The organism is Microbacterium sp. F2E (genome assembly GCF_020905435.1).
GTDB lineage: Bacteria > Actinomycetota > Actinomycetes > Actinomycetales > Microbacteriaceae > Microbacterium > Microbacterium lacticum.
In genome coordinates this window covers 144180-161154 of the sequence record NZ_JAJJIB010000005.1, presented here as the reverse complement: position 1 = coordinate 161154, position 16975 = coordinate 144180, and the positions used below count along the sequence as shown (strand labels likewise).

At 69.6% G+C, this 16975-nt stretch carries 13 protein-coding genes and 4 pseudogenes; 7 read left to right on the top strand and 10 right to left on the bottom strand.

Going from position 1 to position 16975, the window contains the following annotated elements:
• Nucleotides 1–197: 197 nt before the first annotated feature.
• Nucleotides 198–1289, top strand: coding sequence for an IS630 family transposase (locus LOK55_RS06205; RefSeq protein WP_229934680.1), 1092 nt, complete (start codon nt 198–200; stop codon nt 1287–1289).
• Here LOK55_RS06205 and LOK55_RS06200 read toward each other — a convergent pair.
• The 6 genes and pseudogenes from LOK55_RS06200 to ribB form a co-directional block, all read right to left on the bottom strand.
• Nucleotides 1286–2349, bottom strand: a pseudogene (locus LOK55_RS06200) (ATP-dependent RecD-like DNA helicase). The gene LOK55_RS06205 and the pseudogene LOK55_RS06200 overlap by 4 nt on opposite strands.
• 544 nt (nt 2350–2893) lie before the next feature.
• Nucleotides 2894–3858 (bottom strand): annotated as a pseudogene (gene mobF / locus LOK55_RS06195) (MobF family relaxase); the annotation flags it as partial.
• A gap of 233 nt (nt 3859–4091) precedes the next feature.
• A complete protein-coding gene (locus tag LOK55_RS06190; RefSeq protein WP_229934679.1) occupies nt 4092–4499 on the bottom strand; it encodes an SRPBCC family protein in 408 nt (135 codons plus the stop codon).
• Nucleotides 4499–5038 (bottom strand): hypothetical protein, encoded by a 540-nt coding sequence (locus tag LOK55_RS06185; RefSeq protein WP_229934678.1) that lies wholly within the window; start codon nt 5036–5038, stop codon nt 4499–4501. Before LOK55_RS06185 ends, LOK55_RS06190 begins: the two co-directional genes overlap by 1 nt.
• Nucleotides 5035–6216 (bottom strand): lysophospholipid acyltransferase family protein, encoded by a 1182-nt coding sequence (locus LOK55_RS06180; protein WP_268252334.1) that lies wholly within the window; start codon nt 6214–6216, stop codon nt 5035–5037. Before LOK55_RS06180 ends, LOK55_RS06185 begins: the two co-directional genes overlap by 4 nt.
• Nucleotides 6213–6872, bottom strand: a complete 660-nt coding sequence (gene ribB, locus LOK55_RS06175; protein WP_229934676.1) for a 3,4-dihydroxy-2-butanone-4-phosphate synthase — start codon at nt 6870–6872, stop codon at nt 6213–6215. Before ribB ends, LOK55_RS06180 begins: the two co-directional genes overlap by 4 nt.
• A 261-nt stretch (nt 6873–7133) precedes the next feature.
• Between ribB and LOK55_RS06170 the strand changes: the two genes are divergently transcribed.
• From LOK55_RS06170 to LOK55_RS06155, 4 genes and pseudogenes are all read left to right on the top strand, one after another.
• The gene (locus LOK55_RS06170) at nt 7134–7586 is read left to right on the top strand and encodes a MarR family winged helix-turn-helix transcriptional regulator (protein ID WP_229934675.1); all 453 of its coding nucleotides are present in this window, start codon (nt 7134–7136) and stop codon (nt 7584–7586) included.
• A 148-nt stretch (nt 7587–7734) separates the two neighbouring features.
• Nucleotides 7735–8409: a hypothetical protein gene (locus LOK55_RS06165; protein ID WP_229934688.1), complete on the top strand. Its 675-nt coding sequence runs from the start codon at nt 7735–7737 to the stop codon at nt 8407–8409.
• Nucleotides 8319–8600: pseudogene (locus LOK55_RS06160) on the top strand (ABC transporter ATP-binding protein); the annotation flags it as partial. The gene LOK55_RS06165 and the pseudogene LOK55_RS06160, both read left to right, overlap by 91 nt.
• Nucleotides 8597–9364: pseudogene (locus LOK55_RS06155) on the top strand (ABC transporter permease). The pseudogenes LOK55_RS06160 and LOK55_RS06155, both read left to right, overlap by 4 nt.
• Nucleotides 9365–9542: 178 nt before the next feature.
• Here the strand turns inward: LOK55_RS06155 and LOK55_RS06150 are convergent.
• The 3 genes from LOK55_RS06150 to LOK55_RS06140 are packed head-to-tail and all read right to left on the bottom strand — an operon-like array spanning nt 9543 to nt 12699.
• Nucleotides 9543–10946 (bottom strand): NAD(P)/FAD-dependent oxidoreductase, encoded by a 1404-nt coding sequence (locus tag LOK55_RS06150; protein ID WP_229934674.1) that lies wholly within the window; start codon nt 10944–10946, stop codon nt 9543–9545.
• Nucleotides 10943–11395: a Fe-S cluster assembly sulfur transfer protein SufU gene (sufU, locus tag LOK55_RS06145; protein WP_229934673.1), complete on the bottom strand. Its 453-nt coding sequence runs from the start codon at nt 11393–11395 to the stop codon at nt 10943–10945. Before sufU ends, LOK55_RS06150 begins: the two co-directional genes overlap by 4 nt.
• A 2-nt stretch (nt 11396–11397) precedes the next feature.
• Nucleotides 11398–12699 (bottom strand): SufS family cysteine desulfurase, encoded by a 1302-nt coding sequence (locus LOK55_RS06140; protein ID WP_229934672.1) that lies wholly within the window; start codon nt 12697–12699, stop codon nt 11398–11400.
• A gap of 90 nt (nt 12700–12789) precedes the next feature.
• Between LOK55_RS06140 and LOK55_RS06135 the strand changes: the two genes are divergently transcribed.
• Nucleotides 12790–13758: a hypothetical protein gene (locus LOK55_RS06135; RefSeq protein ID WP_229934671.1), complete on the top strand. Its 969-nt coding sequence runs from the start codon at nt 12790–12792 to the stop codon at nt 13756–13758.
• Between the two features lie 41 nt (nt 13759–13799).
• Here the strand turns inward: LOK55_RS06135 and LOK55_RS06130 are convergent, their stop codons facing one another.
• Nucleotides 13800–15875, bottom strand: a complete 2076-nt coding sequence (locus tag LOK55_RS06130; RefSeq protein WP_229934670.1) for an APC family permease — start codon at nt 15873–15875, stop codon at nt 13800–13802.
• A 50-nt stretch (nt 15876–15925) separates the two neighbouring features.
• Between LOK55_RS06130 and LOK55_RS06125 the strand changes: the two genes are divergently transcribed.
• Nucleotides 15926–16966, top strand: a complete 1041-nt coding sequence (locus LOK55_RS06125) for a VanZ family protein (protein WP_229934669.1) — start codon at nt 15926–15928, stop codon at nt 16964–16966.
• The last annotated feature ends 9 nt before the right edge of the window (nt 16967–16975 follow it).

Here is a 16975-nt window from a genome sequence, read left to right as displayed (position 1 = left end):
CCGACCACCGATCCGTGCAAGCGCTCGAGAGGGACCTCCGAGAGTGGGTCAAGGCATGGAACGAGAACCCGAAGCCCTTCATCTGGACCAAGACCACAGACCAGATACTCGAATCCCTCGGACGACTATTGCAACGAATTAACGGCGGAGGACACTGTCCTGCGCCTGAAATCTTGTTCCTAATTGTAGAATTGGGTATGGCGAATGTTGGGCGGCCGAAGGCCTCGTTGGAACTGACCGATGATGAGCGGGAGACGCTCGCGCGGTGGGCTCGTCGGGCGAAATCTTCCCAGGCTCTGGCCACGCGGTCGCGGATCGTGCTGGCCAGTTCCGAGGGATTGACGAACGTGGCGGTGGCCGCCCGGTGCGGGGTTGAGCCGCACACGGTGACGCGGTGGCGGCGTCGATTCCTGGAGTACCGGCTGGACGGGCTGGTCGACGAGCCACGACCGGGTCGGCCCGCCACCGTCACCGCCGAACAGGTCGAGGATGTCGTGGTCACGACTCTGGAATCCACACCGGCGAACGCAACCCACTGGTCCAGGGCGAAAATGGCGCAGCGGACGGGACTGTCGAAGTCCACGATCGGTCGGATCTGGAAGTCGTTCGAGCTCAAGCCCCATCGCGCCGATGGTTTCAAGCTCTCCACCGATCCCCAGTTCGTGGAGAAGGTCTACGACGTGGTCGGGCTCTACCTCAACCCGCCGGAATCGGCCGTGGTGCTCTCGGTCGACGAGAAGTCCCAGGTTCAGGCGCTGGCCCGGTCCCAACCGGCGTTCCCGATGATGCCCGGGATGCCCGAGAAGCGCACCCACGACTACGTCAGGCACGGCACCACAACATTGTTCGCCGCCTTGAACACTGCCGACGGATCGGTCATCTCCAGCCTGCACCGCAAACACCGGGCGATCGAGTTCAAGAAATTCCTGGCGAAGATCGATGCCCAGGTCCCTGAAGGGCTGACTGTCCACCTGATCTGCGACAACTATCAGACCCACAAGAGCCCGGCCATCAACGCCTGGCTCGAGAAGCACCCCCGCTTCCACATGCACTTCACTCCGACCTACTCGTCCTGGATCAACCAGGTCGAGCGGTTCTTCGGATTCGTCACCGACGACCTCCTGCGCCGCAGCGACCACCGTTCCGTCCAGGCGCTCGAAGCAGACATCCGCGCCTGGGTCACCGCCTGGAACAAGAACCCGACACCATTCACCTGGACCAAATCGGCCGAACAGATCCTCGAATCCCTTGGACGACTTCTGAATCGAATTTCAGGCGCAGGACACTAGAGCAGTTCCCGGGATGCCTTCTCGGGGTCGACGAGCGCGTGCGCGGTGTCGACGGTGGCGCCCTGCGCACGGTGTGCGGTCGCCGCATATCCGAGCTCCACCTCGTCGGCGACGTACCTCGCGGGCAGCACCAGCGCTTTCCCGTGGGGTGCAACGCCTCTCCCGACGCGGCGGACGGCCAGCGAGCCGTCGTCGTAGCGACGGGTGATCTGCCACCGGTCGCCGTTCTTCACCCACGACCGCCCGGTCGACAGGGTGCGGTCGTTGCGGCGGGTGACGACGAGATCCCCGGCGCCGGCCGTCGTCCCGTCGTGAAGCAGCACCCCCTCGGCTTCGACGTGGCCGGCGTCGATGAGGTCGGCGCGAGCGCGCTGGTTCAGTTCCGCGACGGCTTCGCCGTTCCCGGCGATCATCAGCGTGGACAGCCCCGCCGCGCGATCCTCCTGCCACGCGCCGTAGAGGGCATCGAGCATCCGGTCGAGCCCGCCGTCGTGCAGCCGGCCCTGCTCGTCATATGCGTCCAGCGCTCCGGTGTCGCCGCAGCGCAGCGCAAGGCTTGCGGCCTTCTCCCACTCGTTCGTGAAGCGGCGCACATCGGTCAGCTCGGGCACGCCGTGGCGATGGCGCACGAGCATCCCGAACGCCCCGCCCGTCTCGACCGCCGACAGCTGCGCCCAGTCGCCGATCAGCACGACCTTCGCCCCGACCTTCGCCGCGTGTGCGGCGATGCGATCCAGCGCCAGCGTGCCCGCAAGAGAGGCCTCATCGATCAGGACGAGCTGCCCTGGCTGGAGATTCCACCGGCCTTTGCTGTGCTCCCAGAGGAACTTCGCCGTGTTCTCGGCCCGTACTCCGAGGCTGTCGCCGAGCACCTCGGCGGCGGCAGCGGACGGGCCAGCCCGATCACGGAGTCCCGGCCGTGCGCGGCCGTCCACGCCCGGTGCAGCGCGCGCAGCGCGGTCGTCTTCCCGGCCCCGGCCGGGCCGACGAGCAGATCGAGGGTGAGCCCGGATCGTGCGGTCGCTGCGATCGCCGCCGTCTGATCCGGCGCGAGGGCCACGCCACCGATCTTGCGGGTCGTGTGCCGGGCGACCAGGCGCGCCGTGAGCCGGGGGGGCGTCCTCGGTCTCGGAGCGTTGGAGCAGCCGGGTCTCGGCGTCGAGGATGTCCTGACTCGAGTACGCGACCTGATCGGCCGACTGGAAACGGTTCGTCCCGTCGGCGAGCAGATACGTGTCGGGCACAGGGCGGTCGTAACCGGGCGTGAGTCGCAGCGACTGTGCCTCGGCGTGCTGCACGATCTGGTCGAGCGCCGCGATCCGGTCGCCGGTGGTGACGAAACACAACCCCATGAGCTGCCGCATCGCCTCCGCGTGGAGGTTCCAGCGCCCCCAGGTCGCCCGCCGGTTCGCGACCTCCATCAGCACCACCGTCGCGATGTCCTCCACCTGTCGGGCATCCAGGTCGTCTGCGCGCAGACGCACCTGCCCCGCTCCCTGGGCCAGGAGATGCCCGGCCCAGGTCGTGGCGTCCTCGCCGAGTACGGCCGTTGCCCTCTCACGCCACTGCGCGGTCAGCTCGGCGAGCGAATGCAGTTCCTTCTCCGGCCGCGTCTCCAGCGTGGCTTGCTGCCGCAGCTTCGCCACCGCCGTCCGCGAAGGGGTGCGGCCGTGCTCGGCGACGTAGCCGTCGATCAGCCGCTGGGTGGCCGCAGCGATCCCGGCGCTGGCATCGCCGCCGGTAGTGCGGCGCGAGAACTCTGCCAGCAACCCGTTCGGGACACCATCGATCTCCCAGCCGGTGTTGCGATCCTTTCCGCGATCCACGGCCACCCACGCCACATCGAGCAGCCGGGCGGTGTGATCGGTGAGGAACGCGTTGTACGACGCGGACAGCGCCACGGTGGCGCGGTGCAGGGTCCGCGAGTCCAACGACCGCCAGCGCCCATCCTCGCCCTGTACCTTGTTCGACACGACCAGATGCGTGTGCAGCTGCGGGTCGGCGGGGCGGGAGTCGTAGTGATCGAACGCCGTCGCGATCACGCCGACCACCGGCATGCGTGCGATCCCACCATGCCCGACCCGGGTGGCCGCGACCCGCTGCTCGAGCAGAGCGAGCGTGTCGCGCATCGCCGCATGGTGCGCCTCGGCGATCAAGGATTGCGTGCCCGCGTCGGCGACGCCCCAGATCGCACTGAGCGACTTCGGCGGCGAGACGTCAGATCGAACCCCGCAACCGCGGTGCGCGGCTTCTTCGCCAACTCCTCCGCCCGGATGCGTTCGATCGCCTCGTCCCGTTGCGTCCCGGTAAGCGTCGCGTCGAGCTTCGCAATCCGGGTTGCGATGCGCTCGCGCGGGGGTTGCAGCCGCGGATACCGCAACCCCAACGATGCACCCGTCACCGGATGGGTGCCGTCGCCGAGCAGCCGCGCGAGATGCTCCTCGGTGACCTGATCGCCATCCGCGAGCACCGGGCCCTGGCCGGTGTCCAGAGCCGCGAGACCGGCGCCGAGCCAGGTGCCCTGCGGGCTGCCCGTCTCGGTGTAGTAGCGGGTCAGGGCGGTGCTCATGTCGCGGTCGCCGTCGCCCGCGACCACCGATTTGAGCAGATACTCGTAGCCGCGACCGGACGACATCACGCGGATCGTCATCACCACGGCGCGCCCTTCCCGAGCCGGTCTCGGGGAGGGCCCCCTCAGCGGCAAGGTGCGCGCAGCGCGCCCGACAGCACCCTGGGTGCCAACAGTGTGGGGGGATCTGAGAGGGCTGAGTGACGTACGAACGTGCGCTGGAGGCCGATAGATCAGTGATGCTGCTCGGCGCGCTGCTGGAGGCGGTCGAGGCGCCAGTTCGGGACCTGGTGCATCGCGTGCCGCATGAGTGCGAAGAAGGCTCCGTCGTGCGTCATCGTGTGGACGACTCGCGTCGTCTCTCCGTTGGGCTGGAGTTCCCATTCGCCGGTCTCGGTGCCGCCGGTGACCTGGAGCCGCCAGGTGATTCGTTCGGGGTCGGCGTGCAGGTAGGTGAGGCTGGCACGTCCGGGCACACGTGTGGAGACCGGGTAGGGATGGCCGATCCTTGCGATCCGATCCTGCGTGTCGGCGGAGTTCAGCGCCGGGTTCCAGTCGGCGAGCTCGGCGATGTTCAGGATGATGCCCGCGATGGTGTGGGGGTCGGCGTGGACGTCACGGTGTGCGGTGAGAGAGGGCATCAGAGCTTCCTACGTCCTTTGAGCAGCTTGGGGAATGCGACCTCAGCGAGATTTTCCAGGCAGTCGGCGGCCAGCTCGGTGGTCGCGGCGGTCTCGAGGTGGAGCACGCGGATGTTCTTGCGGAGCCCGAGCGGTGGCGTGAGGATGCTGCTCTTGCCGTCGCCGGCTGCTGCGTGCACTCTCGTTTGCTCTCTGATGAAGGCTGTCGCGGAGGTTGCGATTCTCGCGGGAAGCCAACTCATGGACGGCACGAAGAGGCTCGTGACTCCGCGTTCGCGTTCGATGATGTAGTCCGAGATTCCTCGTACGCGAACGCTCAGTTCTTCGTCGAGCAGGTCGACGGACTCGCCTTCGGAGTTCTGGATGATCAGCGCGGACTGGCCCACGCGCAGCGCCCTGAGAATCTGCGCGCGCTCGTGTGAGGAGGGCCAGATGCCGTCCAGATGCCACTCGGTCGGGCAGGAGTGCCGCCACTTCTGGCGAGGCTTGCCTTCCAACACGACGATCGCTCCGCTGTCGAGATGCCGGACCGGGGTCACGCGACCTGCTCCAGTCCTCGGCGGAGGGAGGCGATCCTCGCCGTGCGCGCAGGGGTTCGCCCGTCGTGCTCGTCCAACGCGGCAGCGGCCGTGTCGAGCAACTGCTCCACGCGCCGTGGGTCACCCGAACGCGCCTCGAGCTGTGCGAGCGCGAGCAGCGGGCGCGGGTCCGTTTGCCGTGTCAGGCGCGTCGATGCTTCCAGGTGCTCACGTGCTTGGCTTGCCCGCCCGGGGTGGGTGGCGAACACGGTTCCGAGGTAGTAGTGCGCGTCGGCGTCGCTCGGGTTGAGGCGCAAAGCGCGCCGGAGGTCACGAGCTGCTGCAGCGAGCAGGGGCCACTTCAGCGGCCCGCGCAGGGCGAGCGCGTCGAGTCCTCGTATCCGGGCGTGTGCTTTGACGGGGCCGATGCTCCCAGGGTTGCTGCGTCCCAGCGACCGCACGACGAACAGGAGCGCACGTTTCCGACGGCCGGCGAGTTGACCTTTGTGCACGAGATCAGTGGTGCGGGCCGTGAGGCCGTTGGTGTCGATGATGTCGTCCGCTCGGGCGGAGCGCATTTCTGTAAGCGATGCCTCCATCCAGCTTCGCGCGCACTCCAGGGTGCGCTTGACCCGCTCGGGCTTTGGCCGCGACGCATCGGGATAGATGGGGGAACCGAAGCGGACGTCGATGCGTCCGCGCCGGAACCTCCGCTCTCCCCGTGCGAGCACCTGGTCGGCGCCGACGATCACGACCGGAACCACCGGCACGTTCGCTGTGGCAGCGAAGTGGAAAGCTCCTGTCTTGAACTCCAAGAGATGTTCCGGATTCGGGTTCCTTGTGCCCTCCGGATATACGCACAGTGCCGCGCCGTCAGCCAGCACGGCCTGCACGGTGCGAAGAGTCTCAGCGGAGGGGCGGTCACGATCGACGGGAATGCCATGCCACGCGGTAGACCATGCACGGAGCAACGGCTTCTCGAAGCTCTCCCGTTTGGTCAGGAACCAGGTAGTGCGATCCTGCACGGCCTCGAGCAGGAAGTCCAAGACGAAGTGGTCGAGGTAACTGGTGTGGTTCGGGACGAGCACGAAGCCTCCCTCCTGGGGGAGGTTGCCGAGACCTTGGACGGTGCCGAGGTTCCGCCCGACCTGTCGGCGCAGGAACACCGCGCCGACAGGTCTCAGCCAGTCTGATCTCATGCGGCTGCTCGCACTTCGCTGAGGTGCTCGCGCAGCAGCTCGATGCTGGACATAAGCAGACCGTGCTGCCGTGCGAACTGGGCCAGCCCGTCACGTCGGAGCATGTGTCCGTCCTCGCCCACGATCTCCACGATCACGCCCGACGGCTGCAGGCCGGCGAGCCGGGCGAGATCGACCGAGGCCTCCGTGTGGCCGGCTCGTTCCAGGCTGCCGCCGTTGCGCGCGACCAGCGGGAACATATGCCCCGGAGTGCGCAGGTCGGAGCCGGTGCCGTTCAGGACGAGCTCGATCGTGCGGGCGCGCTCGTGAGCAGAGATCCCGGTCGTGACGCCGTGTTCCTCACCGCCATCGACGCTTACCGTGAACGCGGTTCCGTTCGACTCGGTGTTGTTCGTCGCCATCGGCCCGAGCCCCAGCGTGAGCGCACGGTCCTCAGTGATCGACACGCACACCAGGCCGCGCCCGTGCGTGATCATGAAGTTGATGACCTCCGCCGTCGCGAACTCGGCCGCGACGACCAAGTCGCCCTCGTTCTCGCGGTCCTCGTCGTCGACCAGCACCACCATGCCGCCACGGGCGATCACCGCGACCACGTCATCGATAGGCGCGAACCCCTCCGCCGCGGCCGTCCCGATCACAGGCAGTTGCTTGCTCATCTGTATCCTCTTCCGGTTGTCAGCATTCACATTAGATGCCATGTCATCCAATGACGTGATACTGAACCTGGTCGGGTGCGCTTGTCAAGCCGAATCAGAAGATTCGGCGAAAAATGTCGCGTCACGCATCTGTAGCCTCTAGGCTGGTGGCATCTCTTGAAAGAGCTGGATGCATAGTTCGATGACGGATCATCGAACCTGTGGCGCGTCATGCGCCAGGAACCGAAGGAGCCCGCCTGCATGCAGGACACTCACCCCCCCGTGACCGCGCCCGAGTTGCGATACGCGATCCTGGCTGCCCAGCGCGAGGGCAACCGCCAGCTCGCGCTCGCACTCACTCCGATGGAGGTCACTCCCTCTCAGGCGGAGGTCATCATCGTGCTGGGCGAGCATGGGCCGACCACCCTCAAAGGCCTCGGCGGATTGTTGGTGTGCGAGACGGGCAGCCCGAGCCGACTCGTCGACGCTCTCGTGAAACGAGGGCTTGTCGACCGGATCGACAATCCGATGGATCGACGCCAGGTTCTTCTCCAGCTCACCAAGGAAGGCCGCAAGCTCCGCCCGAAAATCCAGGCCGCCGAAGCGATGATCGACGAGAACCTCCGCGCCGCCTTCGGCGACGACCTTCTCCGCGACCTGGTGGAACGAACCCGCGCGTTCCTCGCTGGAAGCAACGCCGGCGCAGCCCTCGCCCGCCGCTTCGGACGAGAGTAGAACGGTCAGCGGCGTTAGGGCCCATCGTTCGACTGCTCATGAGCCGCTTCCGCACCCGGCGAGGCAGCGCAGCGGGGCCGGTGCTGTGGCGGTCGAGGTTGTGAGGACTCTGCCCTCGCGCCGAGCGGTGTTCCGGCAGACGAAGATCTTGAACGTGCTCGAAGGCGCGTGCGAGATCGAGACGGCGGACGGCGGCTACGCGTTGCGCCCGGGGACGTCGTTCGCGCTCGGCTCGGGACGGTGGTGTCAGGTTCGGCCGGCCTCGTCTGTGCGGATGTGGGCGGTCTACGCCGATGATGAGTTCTGGCGCTCACAGATGTCGTGGTTCTTTCCCGACCGGTCACGCGTCCTCGCGGGGGTGCATCCGCATGAGTGGGCCGGGAGGCCGCTCCTGATCGAGCCCGGGGTGCGGGCGCTGCGGCAGATCGAGCCGCTGTGGCGACAGATGAGCATCCTGTGCGACGAGACCCATCCGCCAGAAGTCGTCGCGACGCGCACGGTCGAACTGCTCGCCCGCTGGGTGGGCATGGTCTTGCCGACGTTCCTCTCCGCGGAGAATGGCGAGCACGACACCCGGCCACCGTGGAGGCCGATCGACGGGCGCCTCACAGATCCCGCGGCGATCGGACACATCGGCGACGCGATACGGATGCTCAGGGATCGGATGGCTGAGCCGTGGACCGTGGGAACGCTCGCTCGCGAGGTCTCGCTTTCGCGCACGCATCTCACACGGAGCCGACCACCGGCCTCGATCCCGAAGCGCGGCGCGAGGTCTGGGCAACCATCCGCACTCTGGCCGACCACGGCACCGCCGTGCTGCTGACCACCCAGTACCTCCACGAGGCCGAGCATCTCGCCGACCGCATCGCGATCCTGCACGAGGGGCGCGTGCTCGTGGAGGGCACCCTCGCAGAACCGAAGAGGCTGCTGACTCCGGCGACCGTCGAATACGTCGAGAAGCAGCCGACGCTCGAGGAGATCTTCCTCGCCCTCACCACCCGGGAGTCCTCATGACCACGCACGTGATCGCCGACACGGCGACGCTCACCGGTCGGTCGCTGCGACACATCCTGCGCAGCCCCGACACGATCATCACCACCGCCATCACCCCCGTCGCACTCATGCTGCTGTTCGTGTTCGTCTTTCGGCGGCGCGATCGACTCGGGCGCGCGCACGGGGTCGTACATCGACTACCTGCTCCCCGGCATCCTGCTCATCACGATCGCATCGGGCATCGCGTACACGTCGTACCGTCTGTTCCTCGATCTCCAGGGCGGCATCTTCGAGCGGTTCCAGTCGATGCCGATCGCACGGTCGGCGGGACTGTGGGCGCACGTGCTCACCTCGCTCGTCGCGAACCTGGTCTCGGTCGTCCTCGTCCTGGGCGTCGCGCTGCTGCTCGGGTTCCGCAGCTCGGCGGGAGCGCCGGCGTGGCTGGCGGTGACCGCATCCTCGTCCTGTTCATCCTCGCGCTCACCTGGGTGGCGGTCATCGCCGGGCTCGCTGCCAAGACGGTCGACGGGGCGAGCGCATTCAGCTACCCGCTCATCTTCCTGCCGTTCATCAGCTCCGCGTTCGTGCCGACGACCTCGATGCCCGCGCCGGTCGCCTGGTTCGCCGAGAACCAGCCCGTGACCCCGATCGTCGACTCCATCCGCGCGCTGCTGACCGGTCAGCCGGTGGCGGCCGATCTGCGGATCGCGCTGGCGTGGCTCGTCGGAGTGCTCCTGGCAGCGTACGCCGCCGCGATGGCGATCTACCGCCGCCGCGGGCGCTGAGCGCCCTCAGCCGAGGATGCCTCGGCGCGGCTCTCGCTCGGTGCTCCGCCCGAACTGCAAGGCCTGCGGCGCGACACGCCGGGGCCGAGCCCCGCTTGGCGGCGTGTCGCGCCGCAGGCCTTGCAGTTCGGGCGGGGCCGGGGCGATGGGCGCGGCGCGGGCGACGGGCACGGGCGGGTCAGCCGGCGTCTTCGGCGGCGGCCGCGTCGACGGCGGAGCGCTCGGCGGGGCTGAGGCGCCGGCGCTGCGCCTTCGAGGGGCGGATCGCCGGCACGTCGCCGACGATCGGCACCGGCGCGCGGTGCAGGCGCGGGCCGTAGCGGGCGACGAGCCCGACCATGACCTGCAGCTTGTTGCGCGGGCCGAGCAGGCTCGAGATGTGCACGAACAGCCACACGAACCAGGCCGGGCGCCCGGTGAGTGGCACGATGCGGCGCAGCAGCGGCACGCGCTGGAGGATCCCGATGCTGTGCAGCACCGGCAGGTTCGCCACTCCGGGCACCTCGCCCACCGCCGAGCGGCGGCCGATGATCGCGAGCTGCCCCTTGTCGTAGTACTCGAACGGCTCGGTCGGCTCCCCCGCCAGCAGCCGCTGGATCTGCCGTGCGACGTGCGCGCCGCCCTGGATGGCCGGCTGCGCGAGCTGCGGCAGGTCCTGCGGCGTGATCGCGACGTCGCCCGCGGCGAAGACGCCGGGGAGCCCCTCGACCTGCAGGTCGGCGCCCACGCGGATGCGGTCGCCCTCGTCGAGCGGCAGGCTCCAGTGGCGCACTTCCTCGTGCGGGGCGACGCCGGTCGCCCAGATCGTGAGGTCGGAGGGGAGCACCGTGCCGTCGGAGAGGCGCACCGAGTCGGGGCACACCTCCTCGACCCCCGCGCCCAGGCGCACCGTCACGTCGCGGCGGCGCAGCTGGGCCGCCGCGTAGGTGCGCAGCTTCGGCAGGAACGGCTTCAGGATCTCGCTCCGCTGCAGCAGGGTGATACGGAACGCGTCGCCCTCCAGCTCGGGGTAGGCGGGCTCGAGGCCCTGGTCGCGCAGCTCCGCGAGCGCTCCGGCCATCTCGACGCCGGTGGGCCCGCCGCCGATCACGACGACCGACAGACCCTTGTCGCGGTCGGGCTTGACTGCCGCGCGCTCCAGGCGCGTGAACAGGGTGTCGCGGATCGCGATGGCCTGCGACCGCGAGTACACCGCGAACGAGTTCTCTTTCGCGCCCGGAGTGCCGTGGTACGCCGTCGTCACGCCGTTCGCGATCAGCAGGTAGTCGTAGGGCATCTCCTGCCCGTCGAGCAGGCGCACGGTGCGGGCATCCGTGTCGATCTCCATGAGGTGCTCGTGCACGACGTCGAGGTTCGGCTGTTGGGCGCGCAGGCTCCGCAGGAAGTGCGTGACGTCGCCGGGGTTCAGCCCTCCGGTGGCCACCTGATAGAGCAGCGGCTGGAAGGTGTTGTAGATGCGGCGGTCGACGAGGGTCACGCGCACGGGGGCGTGCCGCAGCGCGCGTGCGGCGCTGACACCGGCGAAGCCGCCGCCGATGATGACGACGTGGGGGAGGTGGGCCTGGGCCTCGGCGTGGCTCATGCCTTGGCGATCGCGTCTTCGAGGGCGACCCACGCGAGCATCGCGCACTTGACCCGCGCCGAGAACTTCGACACCCCCGACAGGGCGGCAGCATCGCCGTAGACGTCTTCGTCGAGCTCGAGCTGGCCGCGCGAGCGGAGCGCCTCCCGGAACCCCTCGATCAGCGCGACCGCCTCGGCGCGGCTGAGCCCCTCCTCAGCGACGAGGTCGGAGAGCATGGATGCTGAGGCCTGCGAGATCGAGCATCCGCGACCCTCCCACGCGACGCCGGTGATGGTCTCGCCGTCGACGTGGGCGCGCAGGGTGATCTCATCGCCGCACACCGGGTTCTTCTGGTACGACTCGCCGGTCGTGCCGGCCGCGTCCTCCGCGGTGCTCAGCCCGAAGTGCTGCGGGTGCTTCGAATGGTCGAGGATCAGTTCGCGATAGAGCGCGTCGAGCTCGTTCATGGTCAGACTCCGAAATAGGGACGGATGCCGCTGACGGCATCGAGGAAGACATCCACGTCATCGGGGGTGGTGTAGAGGGCGGTCGAGGCGCGCACCGAGGCGGTGATGCCGAAGCGGCTGTGCAGCGGGGCGGCGCAGTGGTGGCCGACCCGCACGGCGACGCCGCGCGCGTCGAGGAACTGGCCCGCGTCGTGCGCGTGCACGCCGTCGACGTCGAACGACCAGAGGCCGACCCGTTCGGCGCCCTCCGCATCGCCGAGGAGGCGGATGCCCGGGATCTTTACGAGCCCGGCGCGCATGCGCTCGGCGAGCATCGTCTCCTGCGCGTGGATGCGGTCGAGACCGACCCCGTCGAGGTAGCGGACCGCGGCGGCCAGGCCGATCGCCGGGCCGATCGGCTGAGTGCCGGCCTCGAACCGCTGCGGCGGGGCCAGGTACTCGGCGTGATCGAGGGTCACGGTCGTGATCATCGAGCCGCCGGTGAGGAACGGGGGCATCGCCTCGAGCACCGCGGCGCGTCCGTAGAGGCCGCCGACGCCGTAGGGCCCGAGCATCTTGTGGCCGCTGAAGACGGCGAGGTCGACGCCGAGCGCGGGGAGGTCGAGCGGGAGGTGCGGGGCCGACTGGCAGGCATCCATCACCGTCAGCGCGCCGACGCGCCGGGCGAGCGCGATGAGCTCGTCGACCGGGTTGACGATGCCGAGCACGTTCGAGACGTGCGTGAACGCGACGATGCGGGTGCGCTCGCCGATGATCTCCGACGCGGCGTCGAGGTCGAGGGTGCCGTCGTCCCGGGCGGGGATGTGTCGCAGCACCGCGCCGGTGCGCGCGGCGAGCTCCTGCCACGGGATGAGGTTGGCGTGGTGCTCGATGGCCGTCGTGACGATCTCGTCGCCGGGGCGGAGGGCCAGACCCGCGGATGCCGGTGCGCCGCGCCCGACCGACGCGTTGCCGATCGAGTAGGCGACGAGGTTGAGGCCCATCGTGGCGCCGCTCGTCCAGACGAGCTGCTCGGCCTCCGCGCCGACGAAGCCGGCGACGGTCGCGCGGGCGTCTTCGAACAGGTCGGTCGCCTCGGCGGCGAGCGTGTGCGCGCCGCGGTGCACGGCCGCGTTCGCGTGCGTGAGGAACTCGCGCTCGGCGTCGAGCACCGCGAGCGGGCGCTGGCTGGTCGCGGCGGAGTCGAGGTAGACGAGACGGTGACCGTTCACCTCTTCGGAGAGGATCGGGAAGTCCTCGCGCAGCCGGGTCGCGTCGAGCGGGTCGACGGCGGACGCGACGGTCTGAGGGGTCGAGGAACTCACCCGTCTAGGCTACGCCCCGCCCGCGTGCCCGGCGCCGTGGGGGTGAGGGGTGCGGGGGAGTAGGGCGGCCTGCCGTGGCACGCTGGGGGCATGACCGATGCTGACGCCGCCGTCGAGATCCTCCGCCGCGCCGCCGAAGACCGCTCCGCGCACCAACACCTCGGGGCCCGCGTCGACGCGGCCCGCACCCTCGTCGACGCCCGCCGGGCCGAGCGCGATGAGCTGCAGGAGCGCCTTCGCGTGGAGGAGGCCGACGTCCGGCGCATCGAGGGGATCTCGGCGGCACGCCTGTGGGCGACCCTCCGCGGGGATGCCCCGGAGCAGGCGGCCCGCGAGCGTGCCGAGCGCGACGCCGCGGCGCTCGCCGTCGCCGGCGCCGAGGCACGTCTCGCGCAGGCGGGCGCGGAGCTCCGTCGGGTGAGCGCCCAGCGCGCCGAGCTCGGCGACGTGGAGGAGCGGTACGCGGGGGCGCTCGCCGAGTACGAGCGGATCGTGACCGCGGGGGCGGCGGGAGACAGCCTCGGCACCGTGGCATCCGACCTGCGCATCGTCGCGGCCGACATCGGCCGCGCGCGTTCCGACCTGCGGGAGGTCGATGAGGCCGTCGCCGCGCTCCGCGCCGCGATGAGCGCCCTCGAGGAGGCGCACACCCGTCTGCAGAGCGCGGGCGGCTGGTCGACCTACGACACGTTCTTCGGCAGAGGGATGCTCGCCGACCTGATGAAGCACAGTCGCATCCAGGAGTCGGCGGATGCCTTCGCGCGGGTGAACCGCGCCCTCGAGCGCCTGCGGATCGAGCTCGCCGACGTCGGCGTCTCGCCTGTGCAGGGCGTCGAGATCTCCGACACCCTCGGCGTGTTCGACGTGCTCTTCGACAACGTGTTCGCCGACTGGATGGTGCGGGAGCGCATCGCGCAGGCACGCGAGCAGGCGGTCACGCTGCAGGTGCGCCTCAGCGAGCTCGACGTCGCCCTCGCGAACCGGCGCCTCGAGACGGCGGAGCGGCTCGCCGCGCTCGCCCGCCGCCGTGAGGAGCTGCTGCTGACCGCCGCGTCGTGAGGGGGGCGCTCCGCGACGCGTCGTGAGCCGCGCCGGCCGGGTTACGGTTCGTCGTCGGTGTGGGCGACGAGGCCGTACGAGGTGATCCGCCCGGCGCGGTCGTCGCCCGGCAGCGGCCGCGAGCGGCGGCCGTAGATGAGCTCCGACGAGTCGAGCATCCAGGGCACGAGCGTGATCTGCACGCCGTGGACGAGCATGAGCTGCTGCGCGATGCGCCGGGCGCGGCGGTTGTGCAGGAAGGTCTCCCACCAGTGCCCGACGATGTACTGCGGCAGGTAGACCGTCACGACCGACGACCCGTGCTTCTCGCGGTACTGGTTGATGAACTGGGCGAGCGGCGCTGCGTACTGCCGGTAGGGTGACTCGATGACGAGCAGCGGCACCGGCATGTGGTGGTATTCCCACTCCTCCTGCACGTCGCGGGCGTCGTCGGCGGTGACGGCGATGTGCACGGCGAGGGTCTCGTCGTGCTTGGCGGCGAGGGCGTAGTCGAGGGCCTTCGCGACCGGCTTCTGCAGCTTGCCGACGAGCACGATCGCCACATCGCCGGTGGCGCCGAAGTGCACATCGTCATCCATCGTGATCTCGTGCTCGACGTCGCGGTAGTAGCGGTGCACGCCCACCAGGAGGAACGACAGCACCGGGATCGCGAGGAAGACCAGCCACGCCCCGTGCGTGAACTTCGTGATCGTCACGATCACGAGCACGACGACGGTGAAGGTCGCCCCGAGCGTGTTGATGAACAGGCCCGACCACGCCTCGCGCCGCGCGGCGACGGCGGTGCTCGACGTGCCGCGCGCCAGCAGCCGCAGCTCGCGCCGCCAGTGCCGGACCATGCCGATCTGGCCGAGCGAGAACGACACGAACACGCCGATGATGTAGAGCTGGATGAGGGTCGTGCGCTTCGCCTGGAAGAGGATCAGCACGAGCACCGCGGCAAGGCCGAGGATGATCATGCCGTTCGAGTAGACGAGGCGGTCGCCGCGGGTGTTCAGCGCCTTCGGGGCGTAGCCGTCGCGGGCGAGCACCGAACCGAGCAGCGGGAACCCGTTGAACGCGGTGTTGGCGGCCAGCAGCAGCACGCAGGCGGTCGCGGCCTGCACGACGTAGAAGAGGATGCTGCCGCTGCCGAACGTGGCCGCGGCGACCTGCGCCATGAGGCTCGGCTGCACCGCCGCCTGGCAGTCGAACCCGATGAGGTGGCAGGGGTTCTCGGCGTAGTGCACCCCCGAGATCAGGGCGAGCACGGTGAGCCCGGCGAACATCAGGATCGCGATCGAGCCCATCAGCACGAGGGTCGTCTGGGCGTTGCGCACCTTGGGGTTGCGGAAGGCGGGCACGCCGTTGGCGACCGCCTCGACGCCGGTGAGCGCGGAGCATCCACTCGAGAACGCGCGCAGGATCAGCAGGATGATCGCGGCCTGGCTCAGGTCTTCGGCCTGCACGGCGAACTGGGCGCTGTCGGCGATGGGCGGATCGCCCAGCGCCCACCGGATGAGCCCGACCACGATCATGACGAGCACCGAGCCGATGAAGACGTACGTGGGGATCGCGAAGGCGGTGGATGCCTCGCGCACGCCCCGCAGGTTCACGAGGATGATCAGCACCACGAACCCGACGGCGGCCTCGACCCGCCACGGGTCGAGGCCGGGGAGGGCCGAGATGATGTTGTCGACGCCGGATGCCACCGACACGGCGACCGTCAGGATGTAGTCGACGAGCAGCGCCGCCGCGACGACGACGCCGGCCTTCTCACCGAGGTTCGTGCGCGCGACCTCGTAGTCGCCGCCGCCGGAGGGGTACGCCTTGATGAGCTGGCGGTAGCTCAGCACGACCACGATGAGGAGCGCGACCACCGCCGCCGCGACCCACGGGCTGAACGCCAGGAACGCCGTGCCGCCGATGAGCAGGATCATGAGGAGTTCCTGCGGCGCGTAGGCGACCGACGAGAGCGCGTCGGAGGCGAAGATCGGCAACGCCATCCTCTTCGGGAGCAGCTGGCCCTCGAGTTCTTCACTCGTCAGCGGCTCGCCGATGAGGATGCGTTTGGCGATGGGGGTCTCGTCGGCCCCCGCCCTGTCCTCCCCGCGGTTTTCATCGGCCACGGCGGGCGACATTACGCGCCCCGGCGCGCGTGCGCAATCCGGCGACCTGGAAGTATCGGGGGATGGGCAACGAGGTGTATTCGGCGGCGATCGCGATCGGGCTCGGCGTGCTCGTCGGCACGGCCCTGTTCGTGCCGTTCGTGGCCGTCAGCTACCGCCGTCGCGGGCGCCTCACGCTCGGCCGGTCGGCGCTGTGGGCGGCGGCGCTCGTCTACTTCCTGGCGATCTGGACGTACACGCTGCTGCCCCTTCCGGACGCCGCTTTCTCTGCCTGCGCCGGGGTGGACCTCGACGTGTTCGCGTTCGTCGACGATCTGCGCGCGGCGCGCAGCGTGACCGATTTCGCGGTGCTGCAGCTGGCGCTCAACGTGCTGCTCTTCCTGCCGCTCGGCTTCTTCCTGCGGGTGCTCGGCGGCAGAGGCATCCTCACCGCCCTTCTCGTCGGATTCGGGGTCTCGCTCGTGATCGAGACGACGCAACTGACCGGGGTGTGGGGGATCTACCCGTGCGCCTACCGCGTGTTCGACGTCGACGACCTGCTCATGAACACGCTCGGCGCGGTGCTCGGATCGGCGCTCGCGCTCGTCGTGCCGCGGCGGCTGCGCGGCAGCGCGGTGACGGATGCCGCCCGCCGGCCGCACCCCGTCACGCGCGGGCGGCGGCTGCTGGCGATGCTGTGCGACTGGCTCGGCACCGTGCTCGTCGCCGGGGTGATGGGGATCGGCGTGCAGGTCGTGCTCGAGTACGTGGCGCGCGATCACGCCGCGGTGCTCGACGGTACGCTCGCGCGGGCGGTGTCGAGCGCCGTGCCGATCGCGCTGTGGGCGATCGTGACGCTCGCGACGGGGCGGACGGTCGGCGACCTCGCCGTCGAGCTGCGGTACCGGGGCGGACCGCTGCCCGAGGCGCTCGCCCGTCCGCTGCGCTTCCTGGCGGGGATCGGCGGGTATCTGCTGCTGTCGCTGCTGCCCGCGCCGTGGTCGGTCAGCGCGACGGCGTTCGCCGTGGCATCCGTCATCGCCGCGTTGTCGACGCGGCAGGGCCGCGGCCTGCCCGGCCTCGTCACGGGCCGGGACGTCACCGACGCCCGGGCGGAGGCGTAGGCGTAGGCG